19 protein-coding genes and 1 tRNA gene are annotated in these 15,353 nt (G+C 42.6%); 6 read left to right on the top strand and 14 right to left on the bottom strand.

Annotated elements, in window-relative coordinates; translation table 11 throughout:
- The first annotated feature begins 91 nt into the window (after window positions 1–91).
- Window positions 92–1,363 (top strand): MFS transporter, encoded by a 1,272-nt coding sequence (locus tag GCU48_RS18335; protein WP_152380999.1) that lies wholly within the window; start codon window positions 92–94, stop codon window positions 1,361–1,363.
- A 309-nt stretch (window positions 1,364–1,672) separates the two neighbouring features.
- Here the strand turns inward: GCU48_RS18335 and GCU48_RS18330 are convergent.
- Window positions 1,673–1,746 (bottom strand) — tRNA-Pro (locus GCU48_RS18330).
- 130 nt (window positions 1,747–1,876) lie between these two features.
- Here GCU48_RS18330 and GCU48_RS18325 point away from each other — a divergent pair.
- A complete protein-coding gene (locus GCU48_RS18325) occupies window positions 1,877–2,182 on the top strand; it encodes a hypothetical protein (protein ID WP_152380998.1) in 306 nt (101 codons plus the stop codon).
- Between the two features lie 80 nt (window positions 2,183–2,262).
- Here GCU48_RS18325 and GCU48_RS18320 read toward each other — a convergent pair whose 3' ends face one another.
- Window positions 2,263–2,628, bottom strand: coding sequence for a hypothetical protein (locus GCU48_RS18320; RefSeq protein ID WP_152380997.1), 366 nt, complete (start codon window positions 2,626–2,628; stop codon window positions 2,263–2,265).
- Window positions 2,629–2,951: 323 nt separating this feature from the next.
- On the opposite strand from GCU48_RS18320, the gene GCU48_RS18315 reads away from it, so the two are divergent.
- Complete coding sequence (locus GCU48_RS18315) at window positions 2,952–3,164, top strand: helix-turn-helix domain-containing protein (RefSeq protein ID WP_152380996.1); 213 nt, start codon at window positions 2,952–2,954, stop codon at window positions 3,162–3,164.
- Window positions 3,165–3,335: 171 nt separating this feature from the next.
- Here the strand turns inward: GCU48_RS18315 and GCU48_RS18310 are convergent, their stop codons facing one another.
- Window positions 3,336–3,893, bottom strand: a complete 558-nt coding sequence (locus GCU48_RS18310) for a hypothetical protein (protein ID WP_152380995.1) — start codon at window positions 3,891–3,893, stop codon at window positions 3,336–3,338.
- A gap of 210 nt (window positions 3,894–4,103) precedes the next feature.
- On the bottom strand, window positions 4,104–4,562 hold the full coding sequence (locus GCU48_RS18305; RefSeq protein ID WP_152380994.1) for a hypothetical protein: 459 nt from the start codon (window positions 4,560–4,562) through the stop codon (window positions 4,104–4,106).
- Between the two features lie 92 nt (window positions 4,563–4,654).
- Here GCU48_RS18305 and GCU48_RS18300 point away from each other — a divergent pair, with 92 nt between their 5' ends.
- The 3 genes from GCU48_RS18300 to GCU48_RS18285 all read left to right on the top strand — a co-directional run bounded on the left by GCU48_RS18300 (window position 4,655) and on the right by GCU48_RS18285 (window position 8,360).
- Complete coding sequence (locus GCU48_RS18300; RefSeq protein ID WP_244315758.1) at window positions 4,655–5,566, top strand: IS4 family transposase; 912 nt, start codon at window positions 4,655–4,657, stop codon at window positions 5,564–5,566.
- A 1,661-nt stretch (window positions 5,567–7,227) separates the two neighbouring features.
- Complete coding sequence (locus tag GCU48_RS18290; RefSeq protein ID WP_152380993.1) at window positions 7,228–7,986, top strand: DUF2087 domain-containing protein; 759 nt, start codon at window positions 7,228–7,230, stop codon at window positions 7,984–7,986.
- Between the two features lie 32 nt (window positions 7,987–8,018).
- Complete coding sequence (locus GCU48_RS18285) at window positions 8,019–8,360, top strand: GIY-YIG nuclease family protein (RefSeq protein ID WP_025721626.1); 342 nt, start codon at window positions 8,019–8,021, stop codon at window positions 8,358–8,360.
- A gap of 3 nt (window positions 8,361–8,363) precedes the next feature.
- Here the strand turns inward: GCU48_RS18285 and GCU48_RS18280 are convergent, their stop codons facing one another.
- The 10 genes from GCU48_RS18280 to GCU48_RS18240 form a co-directional block, all read right to left on the bottom strand.
- Window positions 8,364–8,924 (bottom strand): GNAT family N-acetyltransferase, encoded by a 561-nt coding sequence (locus GCU48_RS18280; protein ID WP_152380992.1) that lies wholly within the window; start codon window positions 8,922–8,924, stop codon window positions 8,364–8,366.
- Between the two features lie 27 nt (window positions 8,925–8,951).
- Window positions 8,952–9,509, bottom strand: a complete 558-nt coding sequence (locus GCU48_RS18275; RefSeq protein ID WP_152380991.1) for a hypothetical protein — start codon at window positions 9,507–9,509, stop codon at window positions 8,952–8,954.
- 288 nt (window positions 9,510–9,797) lie between these two features.
- Window positions 9,798–10,742, bottom strand: coding sequence for a class I SAM-dependent methyltransferase (locus tag GCU48_RS18270; protein WP_152380990.1), 945 nt, complete (start codon window positions 10,740–10,742; stop codon window positions 9,798–9,800).
- A gap of 131 nt (window positions 10,743–10,873) precedes the next feature.
- Window positions 10,874–12,085 (bottom strand): rhamnogalacturonan acetylesterase, encoded by a 1,212-nt coding sequence (locus GCU48_RS18265; RefSeq protein ID WP_152382204.1) that lies wholly within the window; start codon window positions 12,083–12,085, stop codon window positions 10,874–10,876.
- A 60-nt stretch (window positions 12,086–12,145) separates the two neighbouring features.
- The gene (locus GCU48_RS18260; protein WP_152380989.1) at window positions 12,146–12,646 is read right to left on the bottom strand and encodes a ribosomal maturation YjgA family protein; all 501 of its coding nucleotides are present in this window, start codon (window positions 12,644–12,646) and stop codon (window positions 12,146–12,148) included.
- Between the two features lie 251 nt (window positions 12,647–12,897).
- Window positions 12,898–13,506, bottom strand: coding sequence for a GNAT family N-acetyltransferase (locus GCU48_RS18255; RefSeq protein WP_152380988.1), 609 nt, complete (start codon window positions 13,504–13,506; stop codon window positions 12,898–12,900).
- A complete protein-coding gene (locus tag GCU48_RS18250) occupies window positions 13,503–14,216 on the bottom strand; it encodes an HAD family hydrolase (RefSeq protein ID WP_152380987.1) in 714 nt (237 codons plus the stop codon). Before GCU48_RS18250 ends, GCU48_RS18255 begins: the two co-directional genes overlap by 4 nt.
- Before the next feature lie 33 nt (window positions 14,217–14,249).
- Window positions 14,250–14,420 (bottom strand): hypothetical protein, encoded by a 171-nt coding sequence (locus tag GCU48_RS27045; RefSeq protein ID WP_167518723.1) that lies wholly within the window; start codon window positions 14,418–14,420, stop codon window positions 14,250–14,252.
- 82 nt (window positions 14,421–14,502) lie between these two features.
- On the bottom strand, window positions 14,503–14,712 hold the full coding sequence (locus GCU48_RS28150) for a hypothetical protein (protein ID WP_244315756.1): 210 nt from the start codon (window positions 14,710–14,712) through the stop codon (window positions 14,503–14,505).
- Window positions 14,713–14,819: 107 nt separating this feature from the next.
- Window positions 14,820–15,215 carry a hypothetical protein gene (locus GCU48_RS18240; RefSeq protein ID WP_025721638.1) on the bottom strand — a complete coding sequence of 132 codons (396 nt, stop codon included), beginning with the start codon at window positions 15,213–15,215 and terminating at the stop codon, window positions 14,820–14,822.
- Between the last annotated feature and the right edge of the window lie 138 nt (window positions 15,216–15,353).

Here is a 15,353-nt window from a genome sequence, read left to right as displayed (position 1 = left end):
TAAAGTCACTTTTCTGTACAATATTCCTACTTTTCACTATTATTTTAATTAGGCATCTAAAAACCGCTTTGAAAGCGAAAGGGATGGAACTGTGACTGGATTAAAACAAATACTCAGAAATAAGAATTATGTCAGGCTTTTTCTGGCAACGTTCGCCTCACAATTAGGAGGAATTATTGGGGTTACTGCATTCATGTTTTATTTGTTGAAACGGTTTACGAATCAGCCATACTATGCAACGCTTGCCGAGTTAATGTATTCGCTCCCGATGCTGGTAGTATTTCTCATAGTTGGAGTACTTGCAGATCGGATGGACCGACAAAAAATCGCTGTTAATTGTGACTGGGTCAGCGCTTTATTATCCTTATGTTTGCTCATTTTTATTTGGGTTGATTCTATTCCTTTGATATTTGCCTTCCTCTTCATCCGTAGTGCTGCTTCCAAATTCTTTTTCCCAGCCGAAAGTGCCCTTATACAGGGAATCTTAAGCAAAGATGATTACACCATTGCAGCAGGCCTCAATCAAATGATAGGGAGTCTTTTCATGTTATTTGGAGCAACTCTGGGTGCCGTCGTTTACTGGCATTTTGGAATTACTGGAGCCATCCTAATTGATGCTGTTTCTTTTATTGTTTCTGCATTGCTTATTCGTTCCTGCAAAATTCAAAAGGAAGTACGCCTTCCGAACGGGGCACATCAATTTAAACAATTAAAATTCAAACTGGTCATGCATGACTTTAAACAAGGGTTTCTTTACATATTACGCAACAAACTATTGATTTTGTTGGTTTCAGGCTTTTTTATGTTCGGCATTTTAAATGGAGGATTTAGCGTTTTACCAATGTTTATTCTTAAATATAAGCTAGCTCCAGACAACTATGAGCAGTATATGGTATGGACAAATATTATTTTTGGATCAGGTGTGTTGCTTGGCACCTTAATCGCTTCTCTTATCTCCGCCAAGCTAAAGCTACACCAAATGATTGCAGCTGGAGTTCTGGTCGCCGGAATTGGTATATGCATACTTGGATTTGTTAATCACCTCTATGTTTTTTTGATTATCGACTTCGCCATTGCACTGGTACTTCCGTTCATTAATATCGGCATAGGAGGATGGCTGCCTTGTATTGTAGATCCTCAAATGATGGGACGTGTGCAAGGTTTAATTAATCCGTTAATGATGCTGTCCCAATCTCTTACATTGGGTTTCATTGCTGTAAGCTTTCCTTCATTTATTCCAATTGAAGTCTTGTTTTTATTAGTTGGGGTCTGTACCGTTATTGTAGGAATATACTATACTATTGTGCTCCCCCGTTATGCTGATTACGGCACTTCTTCTAAAGCCCTTCAGGAATCTTTATAGGCAAATTAATTGAATTCATACATGGTGGCACTGAAGTTATCCACTACATCAGCACTTCTACATGAAACTGAGATAACTAATTTCTCATGCTCGACAAGCACGTACATTCGTTGCATACGACTAGCGCGTCAAAAACAACACACGAAAAATCCAGTAGAAACAAAGGCTGATAAGGTCTTTAATATTTCAAAAAATGAAGTACATGTTTCCCCTTATTTCTGTATGTACTTATTGGTAAACAGGGCTCCAAACCATAAAAAAATGCCCGGCAGGCGCAATATCTGCGTCAGCTGGACATTTGGATTGTAATCGGAGTAGCGGGATTCGAACCCACGACCTCACCCACCCCAAGGGTGCGCGCTACCTAGCTGCGCTATACCCCGATAACCAGTGTATGTAGATCGATGCTGTTATTTACCATTATAATCTGGTCGTAAAATCCTGTAAAGGGATTATTTAGATCGATTGATACAAAAAATAAGCGCCCAATAACTTGAGATACAGGAGCTAACCATGCAGAGCAAAAAAATAATCATACCCGCAGCCTTACTTCTTTTAATACAGTTAAGCGTTCCTATATGCTACACCTTTGCACAGGATAGCCTTGTCATAGACCAAGAAACGAAAGAGAGAATAGCGGAGCAATATGGCTTGGAAGAGCCTCATTCACTTACATCAGAGCAGCAACAAAACATATTATTCGGAGGTGATTGGGGCTTTAGTCCTTCTGCTGGTGCTGTGATGCTGGAATTGGCAAAATTGACTCATAATCCGCTCGTATTTATCAGTCAACAACTGGTACATTCGCTGAAACAGTAAGCTTTTTTTATTCGAAAAATTCAATAATGTAGCGCACAAGGATCACTTTTCGTAGAAGTTGTAGGCTACCTGGAGTCACTTCATCCTTTTTTGAAAAGGTTTAATTCAATAGGTCCCCTGCCATATAGCCACAGCAGCTCGTCGAATAAAAATGTCAGCCCATCCTTGGCGCGCAAGCGCTCGATGATCTCCATGACAACTTGCATAACCTCCCCTTGTACCCCCTCTGCCAGTTGCAGACCTCCGCTCTCTCCATCCAGGTAAAGATGCGTATGATATGGTTGTTCTACCTTCTTCACATGGCGCAAGCACAGTATGCCATTTTCTAGGTAAAAGAAATACTGTTGGTCATAAAGAACTCCTTCGCATATCTCATACATATGAGGTAAATCATACGGCCCCTGAACCATGGATACCCGTTCCAATCCCAATACCGATTCCAGCATAAATCCCCGCTCCATTCGTTGGCTTATTTTTTCAGGAGAATATTAATCGAAGTTGTGAGCATTATTATTTAGGGCATTTATCTGTCCTTTCTTCTATTGATTGCTGTTTTAAAATTAGATGTCTGTGCAATATTTATTGCTAATTTTAAAATGTTTTGATACGATGAGCATATTATCATAACGTTTATAAAGCATATTTTAGTAAATAAAAAGCACACTACAGTGTTACTTTTGTTATTTCTAATATACATCTAGTGATGTGTATTGTCAATACTTTGATGTAAATTTTGAATACTATAGAGTGCATTCGGCTGGAGGAAAATATGATAAAGATTCATCTTTCCCGTATTATGGGTGAAAAACGAGTAAATATTGCCGAGCTTTCCCGCATGACTGGGTTACATAGAAACGGAATTACTAAACTTTACAATGAAGAAACAGACGGTGTGAAATTTGATACGCTAGATAAAATTTGTAAAGCTCTAGACTGCCATGTTCAAGATGTAATCGAGTATGTAGAGGATGATGCAAATTAATACACTTTCTAGAATCCTTAGGCTCCCTGGTGAACAGATCGAATATTTACCGGAAGACGACGAAGAGAGCCGTAGACACACTTCCGGCTCTCCATTCTTTATATAATACTCAAACCAATCTTCCCACTGAATTTGATTCGATCATCGTTAAATCCTTCATAATCAGCGATTTCAAATAAACTCTTCCCATGTATGATAAATATCAAATAATGCATTTGGGTTACGTTGTCCCTTTAATACTGCAAACATTTTATTCGTTACGATCATGATCACATCCATATCTTTTTCCTTAGTCAAACCAGTGATAACAGGACGATTTACGCTAATATAAGACTTTGGTTTAAAAACAACTCCCCAATCCAACCCACTGTGATTACTTTTTACAACCTCTCCTAGATAAATGGCAATATCCAGTGTAAAAGCTTGGGATTTTGTGTCGAGTTTATTCTCATATATATAACTCTTCAACCATTCTTCGGTTTCTGAATGCTCCTCTTCTAATTCCGAAGCACTTTTACTTTGAATCTGTACACTCCCTAGATACCATTCCCAAATATCTATTAGCGAACGATCACTATAATCCAGATGTATCTGTGAAAATGTGCCAAGTTGTTCTAAACGCGAAGGTATTTCTTTTTTAAACCAATTAAAATGTTCTTTCGCTTCATTTTTACTCATTTCTGAGTATTCTTTCATCTCAATAGGTGGTTGCATTAATTTATAGTCCATTTAAATTATTATTCTCCTTCTTATAGCCCTTAGTTCTCCTGCAAACCTATTCTTATTCAGTCGATCTAGTAGTCCAATTCCCCTAAAACTATATAAGAGAGAAAGAACCACACAGAAAATAATCTGAGTGGTTCTTTCTCAAACTCACTATCAAAGAATTATCTTAGGACCAGCACATGCATCTTGCTCCCAATATAACCTTGTTATCTTCTATTTACCTTGAAGACTTTTTATAGTTCCAGCAATGGCCTGATAGTGATTAATAATTGAGTTATTTTGAGGATTAGAAGCAAAACTGTTAGAGATTTGATAAGGCTCTCTATTAAAATTACTAATTCTACCTATATTTTTAATAGAAGGACCATAATTTTGATCGTAGTACCACTCACCATCTAACGTATGGATAAAAAATTCCCCTAAGAAATAGCTTGATAACAGAACGTTTTCCTCCGTCGGTTCTGAACTTAGCAAAGCTTCGATGGTTTTTAATGAATTTTCATCTTTAAAGTTCAGATTATTTACCTCGACAAATTTCTGTAGCTTCTCAAACCATCCTTTATCCAAAAAATTTGCGGGAGGAAGCGTATCCTTAGGAACATTCTCTTCAAACCATTTTAGAGCATCCTGATCAATAATTTCTCCTAGGGTGATAAATATATCTCGTAACACGCCTGTTGAATAACCACAAAATGGTAAAAAAAGATCGTCTTTTCTGTAGAATCGTTGGTACCATCCAAACGAATCCGAAAGAAGACGATCTCATGAAAAATTCTATCACGATTACATCTATCCTTCAATCCATGCTGACTCCTGAAGAAGTTCAAAGGGTTGTGAAGTTAATAGGTTATGAAGACAAAGCCCGCAAGTTTACGGTGTACCATTTACTCCAATACTGGTGCACGGCTGCGTTGGAACAATGGGGTAGCTATCGATCCAGCGTAGATTATGCGGCTCTCTGTGGCTTGCCTGTCGTCCACTACTCACGCTTTTCAACCAAAGCCGCCGAAGTCCCGTTTTCCGTATTTAAGGAACTTTTCCATCTACTTGTTTGCAAATGTAACCGGGAAGCACGTCGGAAACTGACTTTCCCCAAAGAATTATTACTCATCGATTCAACCACGATGACGGTGGGAAAAACGCGTTTGCCTTGGGCTCCTTATCACGGGGAGCGTGCAGGTATTAAACTTCATGTCGCTTTACGAGCAGAAAATGGGCAACCCCTTCAGGTGGTCGAAACGCTGGGCTCCAAGCATGATGGCCCCATGAGTGAAGCGTTGGCTCAACCGGACTACATTTTGGTGATGGACCGTGCTTATGGGAAACTGGAGCGTCTGGATCACTTCAAAACCCATGGACAATCGTTTGTCATTCGGCTTCGCGACAACGTCCATTTGGAAAAGCCTCATGCGCTACGTCGCCTTACGAAGCCAGATTCATCCGTCATTCGGGATATCACTTGCCAGTTGGGAACCCCTCAGTGTCGTTCCACACAACGTCATCGTGTGGTGATGTTTCGGGATTTTGAAGGTCGGGAAATTCGGGTGGTTACCGATTTAATGCAGGTGACCGCAGAACAAATCGCACTGGATCGCGCAGCTTATTTATTAGCTCTACAGCTGCATTCACATCACTTTGTAATTGGGTTGTCTCGGCTTGTGCTACCGCTGCTGTAGCTTTGGCTAATAGTTCTATATATTTGGTATCCAAAACTTTTACAACAAAATTCTGCGATACAGACTTACCTAACGGATCTGTAGCTGTTATCGTTATCGTCGATTCTCCCGAGCTTTGGGGTTGCAAATTCAGTATTGAGGTATTTCCCTTTGAGTCCTTAATCAACTGATGTGTGACAACTGATGGATTTGTATTCGCAGCAGAATACCTAAGCTGCTGCTGGTCAGGATCTGTAAAGTATTCCGATAAATCTTTAATTGAGGCTCCCTCATCCATTTCAATCGTTGTAGCTGGAATGCCTTTAAGCGCCACTGGTGTTCTATTGATCAAATTCAGCACCGATTCTGTGACTTGCGAAACATTTCCAGCACTATCTGTTGCCCGTGCCTGTATCCTTGTCCCATACTCATTGACATCAATAGGTGAATTGTACGCCCTCCACTCGCTTTGGTTGACACGGTATTCTCTTGACGTCGCGTCAGAGGGATAGTTAATTGTCACTTTGATATTATTGGATATTTCACCTGCAGGACTATGACTGAATGACGGCGGCGCAGGCGGTGTTCTATCAATGTTGTTGATCACCAATGAACTTACAGTGCTTATATTCCCATAATGATCTGTACAACGAGCAAAAATGGTCGTGTTGTCGGATATTTGAAATGGGCTATTATATGTAGTCCACATACCGTTCGCACCAATTTTATACTCACTTTTATAATTACTAGGTACACCGTTCAATTGGATAAGGATATTTTGATTTGTCATCCCTGTGATATTGGGACTAATTTGCGGGCTGGCTGGAGTGGTTAGAACAATTCCTGAGTATGTAAAATTGCCCGAGGATTTGGCTCCATTCCACTCATCTTTATAAAAGTAATTGACCTTTATCGCATTAGAAGATACCGAGACACTGTAAAATTTAACTGATAAGGCAGCTCCAAGATCTTTGGTATAAACAACTACATTGTTGCGAGTGAAAGTGATGTAGGGAGAACTCGCCTGCACATGTACAATCGAGCCATCTGACAAAGCTACTGTTTCATGTGTAGACGATGGCTCTGAGGGCGTTGGCTTTTCTTCAGGAGGTCCAATTGATCCTCCTTTGTCTGGTCGTGGATAAATATTTATGGGTATTCCACCTGTAAAAGCTGCTGATACTTCCTGAGGAAGCAAAGCCGTACTCCATAGAGATATAAAAACAAATAAGCCAAGCATCGTTAAAACGACTGGCTTAGCTATCTTTCTTCTCTCTTTCTTCTCTCCTTCTTCCCTAATTCGATTAAAAGATATTTCATTTGTAAAATCCCTCTCCCCAATAAATAGTGACAACACAAAGTTAAAAGAATATAAAAATTAATATATTTCTAAATCTCAGTTCCTGCTCCTCCTTCTTCAAAAGGATATATTTGTATTTCATATGATAAAAATGTCGTATTTACCTTGTATATAGCGAATATTTTAGAAATAAAGAAAATAAGAAAAAATATTTTTCAGTTACCATTAATTATACTTAAAACAATAAATCCCTTTTTTGAACATAATATATATCCCTTTTATAGGCATTATTATTTAATATATATCATCCATTGATTTATTATAAACAAAATGTTATATTGTCTATAAAAATAATCATCATTTAATCGAGGTGTTTGTTAAAATGGATCATTCCGAGCTATTCTGGAATGCTGGAATCGAGGAACTGAAGCGCGGATATGTCCGTCAGGGAGAGCAGGTGGTCTGCTTGCTGGACGGACAGCGTTACGAGCAAGGCATCATATATCAGGATCAAGGGGTATTTTATGACGCGGAGAGGTACATGCGTCTTCATATTGAGCGGTCATATGGTTCGGTATTTGAATATTTGATCGGCCTGGACAAAAAGCTGACCGGGCTGACGGATCATCAGAATCGGCTGCTTCAGTTATTTTATCAAGGCATGGGCGATGCGGATATCCAAAAGGAAACCGGAATCGGCAGCGCATCCACCATACGCAATCATCGCTTTGGTCTCAAGGAAAAGGAACGGCAGGCCAAGGTATTTCTCACATTAATGGAGCTGCTGAAGGAGAAGGACCGTCACGCTCCCGCCATCGTCGAAGTGCCGGTACGGGCACAGATGGTGGACGAACGCTACAACATTACGGAAGCCGAAAAGCAAAAGATACTCACGAAGTATTTTCCGGACGGTACAGACGGGCGCCTGAAAACCTTCAAAATGCAGGAAAAGCACAAGCTGATTGTGCTGCGTGAAATTGCGGGACATTTTGCAAAGGGGCAAACGTATGATGAGAAGGATGTCAATGCGATTTTACAGGAAGTGTATGACGATTTTGTCACGGTGCGAAGATATATGATTGAATACGGTCTATTGGATCGCAAGCCGGATGGCAGTGAATATTGGTTGAAGGATTATTGATGGGTAACGTTTATAAAATAGGAGGATTCAACATGAACCGAAGAAAAGAACTCGTACAGCAGTACATGGAAATCAAAACGGAGGCTGGAATCTATTGCATTCGCAATACACACAACGGAAAAATGTTTGTCGCTGCTACACCGAATTTGAAGTCGTTAAATGGACGTCGTTTTGAATTGCAAATGGGCGCAGCTAAAAATAAAAAGCTGCAACAGGAATGGAATGAGTATGGCGAAGATGCGTTTGAATTTGAAGTGCTGGACATTTTGAAGAAAAAGGACTCAGAGTTCTTCGATGTCAAAGATGCACTAGCCAAGCTGGAGCAGACTTGGCTTGATCGACTCCAGCCTTACGGAGACAAAGGATATTTGTAAAAATTATTGATCCACGGAATGCTCCTTCCGAAGGTAGCCAAAAATAACAGCATCGACGAATTGCCCTTTTTCATAAAAATAGTCTCTCAAGTGGCCCTCTTGGGTAAAACCACTTTTGAGCAGCAGCCGTCTGGAGCCTTCGTTATCTGGATCAATGAAGGCTTCTATACGGTGAACCTGCAGCAAATGAAAGCCATAATCAACTACCACCTTCATCGCTTCTGTCATCAGGCCTTGCCGCCAATATTCCGGTGCCAGCTCATAGCCAATTTCAATACGGGAGTGCTCCTTGTGCCAGTTATGAAATCCAATCGTACCAACTACACGCTCAGGAGCTTCTCTTAACGTGATCCCCCAACGAAAGCCCTCCTGCTTTTCATATCTGGATTGCATGGAACGAATAAAATGTTCTGCTTGTTTTACCTCCGTAAAGCTTTCCAAATCATAATATGCTGTGACTTCATCTCTGGAGAAATAAGCGAATACATCCTGCGCGTCCTCTAATGTAAGCTGTCTTAAACGAAGCCTTTTGGTTTGCAGCAACGGAAATATTTCCTTTGTCATGATCCATCTCCTTCCTCACATAAAAATCTAATTAAGCAGCCGCCAGCCAATGGCAACCAGCACTCCATTAATTAGTAATAATGCAATACAAGCTCTCCACTTGTTGACTTCATTCGTTTGGAAAAATCCGGGCACTTTACTATGACACATGAACAAAGTAAACGACAAATTCCAGATAATACGCATACCGTACTTTATGTAATATAAAGCGGAACTTAGCTGTACACCGCCCAATACGGGCGGAACATCTGGAATGAACAGAATAGCACAGGCATAACGCATAGTCTCATATGTAAAATAAAATACAGCCAACCACCAAGCCCACTTCTTACCAAACAGCATACCGACACCAGCAGTCGTCCCGGCCAAGCCAAGCAAAGCAATGAAGCCCTGAAACATGCTCCTGCAAATCCCTACCAACGTAGAAGCCTCATTTAATGCATTGAGCGTCAATAGCTGCGTTACCAGCAGAAGGGCCCCATTAAAAATCAGTAAAATGGCTGCAATACTTACACCTAATGGCCGTTCATGAGCTACATCCGTTACATATTCCTTTACTTCTTTTTTGGTATATAAATCCGACACTTCTTCTACTCTCCTAACCCAATTGTATACATCTATTTTCGGGCGGCTACAATAACAGTGTGTTCTCGCCTCATTCCCATATATCGGCTTTCAGGAAAATATGATTTAGATTAATAGAATCCCAAATAGAGTAATATCTATCCTTATACTACCATTCCAAGATTAAATCTGACAAATGAACGCACTAAATTCAATCCAAAAAGCACTAAAAGCGCCTGCTTGTACTTTTCTACACTCATTTTATACCTCCCTTATACTCTGCTTTTCGCCTCTGAATACCCTTAGTCCCTACGAACCTAATCGCGTTATTTTCGTGGCTTTGTATCCGGTAGAAGATTGGATATACTCTACTAGATAACCTGATCGGGCATCCAAAAGCTCTTCCATAAATGGAAGACATGGACTGTAAATAAAACTTCCTCCGGGCCGAATTGCTCTGAGGATTTCCATATATTTGTGTGCGTACTCGTTAATATTACCGTCAGTCTTCAGATGATGATGTATAAAATGATTGGAAAACGCCATATGAGACACGATCGTTCCCCATGCGTTTTGCTCAAAGCTGGTTTCCAACCAATCTCCCTGAGTTACGCAGCCCTCTGTTTTAGCCAACCGGTCCGCCCCATAAGCCTTGATTCCGTGAGAACGCAAATAGAGGACCAGCCGTGCTTCCGATCCGCAACCGATGTCGAGAACAGGCTCTTGCATACGTGTCGTATCCAATCCTAGCAGTTTGGCTTGGAGCTCCGGCGTATATTCCTCGCAAGGAATCCAAAAGGTATACTCACTCTTGGCATACTTGGCAAACATCGCTCGTCCGTTGGTACGAATTAAAAAATCTCTCAAATGCCCATAATGCTGCTGAAGCAGAAAGCTCAGTATTGCTTCGTCGATAGATTGCTTTTGGAACAGCTTTTGAATCCGGGTGAAGAGGCGATCGTACAGCTCCGCAAGCTCCCTCGCATGATTGGTGTGAAAATGCAGAAACTGATTGGTGCTTACAAACTGGTGCAGCGTTTTGGACGCTACATCCGCAACAAAAGCGGCATACATATGCTGACGCTTTAAGTTTTGCAGCATGAAAATCAAATCCGGTCCCCTTTGTGTCATCCAGTAGGCCAACTCTGGTGAAGAGCCCATAAGAACATTTCCCTCTCGTATATAGAACAAACTTCGCTGCTGATTATAGAACATTTGACTGTCAATGAGTCTGCTGAGCTGGGTAACTGTCATCTTCGCTTCCTCCCCATAAACAAGATAGATGAGTCCACAAACGTGAAAGCCCTACCCAAGCCGAAACAATGCCATCCTTGGGTAGGGTCAGCTTATTTTCTAAGTATACCATGGGTATAGTAGATAGCGTTTTATTGCAAATCCTTCTCCTGTACATACGAGGATAAAGGAATATTCAGCTCACGGATCCCCTGAGCTACCAGTCGGGCTATTTGCTCCGCGCCGTACTCCTGAAAATGCGTATCATCCTTAACCCCATCAGGGAATGCAGGATACACCCCTGGCTCCACATGTAAAAATAACGGGCGTGTCCCTTCCAGACCAAGTGTATTATAGTATGCTATACTCAAGCGACTAAGATCAACTAGTGGGACACCTGTCTCGGCTGCCGTTTCCTTCATCGCCTGCACATATTCCGGGAAGCTAATCCGAAAGGAAGCACTTGCTGCGTCATAATCCCGACGGCCAACAGGAGTAATTAACACAGGTGTCGCCCCACGTTGTGTGGCTCCTTGAATGTAGGTTTTCAAGTAAACTTTGTAATCCGCTGGTGAAACATAACGTTCTTGGTTGTTAATCGCCGCATCATTATGACCAAACTGTATGAGCAGATAATCCCCGGGACGGATATTCCTCAAAATATCATCTAGTCGTCCCTGCACAAGGAAGGTTTTCGTGCTTCGCCCCCCTATCGAACGATTCACAAAAGTAGTTTCATTTGTAAAAAACGGAGCAATCATTTGACCCCAGCCCGCCTGAGGCTTCATCGAGGATTTATAGGTTTGAACCGTAGAATCTCCGGCAAGGTATACCGAAGGATGTTCTCCGGCTGTTCGAGCCTCCTTGGGTGTAATAATCAAAGCATTGACCTTCGGATCATTTCCCGAGAAGTACAATTCCAACTGACCGTCGATAAGGGCAAGTTCAAATCCTGCCTCGACAAATTGGCCTGCAGCTTTGGTCGTAGGCTCCAACTTAACAATGGATTCGGCTTTTACAGTAATATCTGTGTTTCCGGCTGTATCTCCGGCAATCAGGGAAAGCGTGTAATCCGCTGGCGGTAAATTGACGACAAAGGATGAGCCTTGAACACGGACAAAATCCGAGCGAATAGCATCATTACCGCCACGATCCTCTTCACTTACCTTAGACAGATCCATAAACCCATAGCCTCGCTCAGGCGTGTAAGCATCCTTGGCGGTAACCTGGGTGTATCCGTCAGCTACCTTCCCCGGGCCAAAGTCAAAACGAATAGGCGCAGCAAGCTGTTTTTCGGCCAGTGCCTGTCCTGGGACAAGTACGGTCGCAAACAACAAGCTGAACCCCGCACATAATCCAATCATCTTACCGAACAACCTGCGTCGTTTACCCTTCTGTTTCAAGCGCAACCCTCGCTTTTCAAGTTATTTGAGTAATTTGGATGATTTCAATGAATTGTCGTCGTCTATTCGTGTATGGATCCCCATCAGCTTTTGACAGCCTTGATCCAGCCCCCAAGAAATCGCAATACCAACCGTATACCTGATCAGATCAGCAGTCAGGAATCCTTTGCCGAGCACCAGCCCGCCTAATGTTGTCGCCCGAATGTGGTTAATCCAGGGAGCCTGGTACATCTGACTGAACTCAATGGCGAAGCAAAACAGCAAGCTGCCCCACAGGGCTACGGACAATTGTCGATCTATCCACAACATTCTCAGCCCAAAGTAAATCATACACGCCCACAAGGCGTCCCCAAAGTGACTGGCAACGAATTCAGGCAACCTGGAGGAGAACACTCGGCTCCCCAAGCCCAATAAAATAGCGGCCAATACGGCAGCCAGATACACAACGCGTTTCTTCCAGCGAGATTTGGCCTGTATTGCCCGATTCACCCTCCTGCCGACGCTATTACGAACGCTTCTCATATTAAATCACCTGCCTTAACACTGGAAAAAACCCGTTAGGCTGCTGGAAATTCGTTAAGCTCCCTCTTGGGATAACGCTTGCATGAATGCCGAACCTTATGCTGATGTCATATTGTATGCACACCAGCTTGACTATATTTTTCATCTTATAATCAATCATAATAAGCCCCCACCATATCGTACAAACGCAGCTTGTATATCAGATGATCTTAAGTCTAGTTGCTGTACAAAATGATAATTAAATTTTGATGCTAAAATTCAATACCACGGACCTTTGCAAAAACCATCTGGTGTGCCAACTTTCCTTCTTCGTCATATTCGGTGTTCCTTAAAATCCCCTCCAATGTAAAGCCTGCCCGTTCCGCCACCTTGGCGCTACGTGTATTATTGGAGTCACAACGAATCTCTAGCCGATTAGCCTTCAAATGCTGTATGGCAAAATCCGTAATACCATGTACAGCCTCTGTTATAATACCTTTGCCGGTCCATGAGGTTCTGAGCCAATACCCGATCTCAAAACTGCGTGTATCCCAATCGATGCGATGCAAGCCGCTGCTGGCTACAAATTCTCCCGAAGCCGTATCAAATATATATAGCATCATGTCAGACCGCTCCAGAAATTTAAGTCTGGCTTGACGTGACCTGATCTCGGATTCCTCCGGCGTAGGAAGATTTCTCGCAAAAGGAAGCCAAGGCCGCAGTTCATTTGCACTCTCCCGAATCGCTGCATTCACTACCGCTCCATCGCCCCACTGTGGAGCGCGAATCGTCAATCGCTCCGTCTGAAATTGCTCTGGAAACGATAACAGGATAGGTTTGGTCTGATCGTGTGCTTCATGCTCATGATGTTCTATATTCATGATGCTCCCTCCTCCATATTCGTTGAATAGCTTTGACGATCCAGCCAAGTGATGATTTCTCCCAGACTCCCAATTCTATAGTCTGGTACGATGCCCTTTTCCTCCCACGGCATAAAGCCTTCCAGCCAGATCGTATGCAGGCCTGCACTTTGCGCACCTCGAATGTCATTTGTCGGATGATCCCCTACATACCACGCATGAGTAGGGTCGGCAATTTCCAGTTCCTTCAGAGCCAGCTCGAATATTCGAGGATTGGGCTTCTCAATGTGCACGCCACCCGATACGATAATGGAGTCCACATAATCCCTCAGCATAACCCGGTCGATTTTCGCTTGCTGCGTACGGAGTGAGCCGTTGGTGATAATTCCCAGCTTCAAACCACGTGACCGCAGTTCGGACAGCACTTCCTTCGCTCCGTCCATCAGTACCGTAAACTTATGAAATTCACCATACCAGAAGCCCAGCATCTCTTGTACTGTCGTATCACGATTTTTCAATTCCAAGTCTGCATGCAGCTCGGTATACAGCTCCCTCTTGTCCCGATATCCGTCTTGATCTGCCAGACGTATCCGTTCGATTACAGCTTCTCGCTTCTCCGGGCCTTCGGCCACAATAAATCGTTCCACAAAGCGCTCCGCATATGCCGCAAACGCTCGTTTACGATGAATCAGCGTATTATCCAAATCAAAAATAATCGCTTCTATAGGCATAAGCAGCTCCCTTCTTTCTTCCTCTTACACCGATTAGGCTGAAACAAATTGAACAACTCCGATCACCAAAAACAAGAAAAAAATAGACAAGAAGATGATAATCATGTACTTCATGATTCTCCCGGAAGTCGACCCGCGTTCCAGCTTCGCCTCGATTTGAGCCAATCTTTGTTTGATTTCTTCCAAATCCTGTTCTACCTTCACGTCATACTCCCCCTCGTTCGTTTGGACTTATTCACTCTCCTGACCCTTCAACTACATAAATTGCTCCAAAAGCGAACTGTTTTTACAGCATCAAAATTGACTGTTCATAAGACTTCTCCCCGAACTCAAGCTTGAAGTAATCCTGCAATCCTTCCCCATACACGATAATATCCGTTTGATACACCGAAAATACCGGATTCCCTGCCTCAGGTTGGCTGCTCAGGAATATATCTGTGTCCATAAAGCGGGATTTGCTTGGGTACACGCAGCCAGAATATATGCTGCTCGACATCGAAAATCATGCCCCCCAGCGGCCAGTTTAACCTTTGCTGAATTACATCCATGCGCTGTGGAGATGTATCTCTCCAAGGGATAAAGCTTTTGCCAATGGGAAGCCAGCTAGTCAACCGGATTGGTCAAGAGGCCTACCAGACTTGTAACTTCAACTTCACCGACACGGCGCGGACCTTCCATAAAATATCCCCTTGTCCCTACCTGTATCCGATGTCGATGTATCTGTTCCCTCATTTCTCCAAACAAAATCCACATTCTTGCCTGTCCTTCCCGGTGAACCGGACGTTGGGAATCCAAGATCAGTCGACCCTCTTCATCTTCAAACTCAGGATGCATTGCGTAAATACCCGTCGTCGTGATATCGTCGCCCTTATAGGCAAAATCGCAGCGGTAACCCTGAATAGGCAGTTTTTTCCTCCCTCTTTCTTCCAGCGTGTAAAATTGATATTTTATCGTAAAGTCGTGCGGATGCTGTCTGTTATTTTCATAGGGGTTCCACATTTCATCTCATCCCCTCCGGTCTTTCCCAAAAATATGTACTCGTTCTAGTGTAATCCAATAGGAAAAGAAATCCAAGACCTATCCGCAGTGCATTGCTGAATAAGGCTTGGATGATATGAAAAAACCTTTTTATTAGAA

This window comes from Paenibacillus brasilensis (assembly GCF_009363115.1).
Lineage (GTDB): Bacteria > Bacillota > Bacilli > Paenibacillales > Paenibacillaceae > Paenibacillus > Paenibacillus brasilensis.
This window is presented reverse-complemented; position numbering and strand designations above follow the sequence as displayed.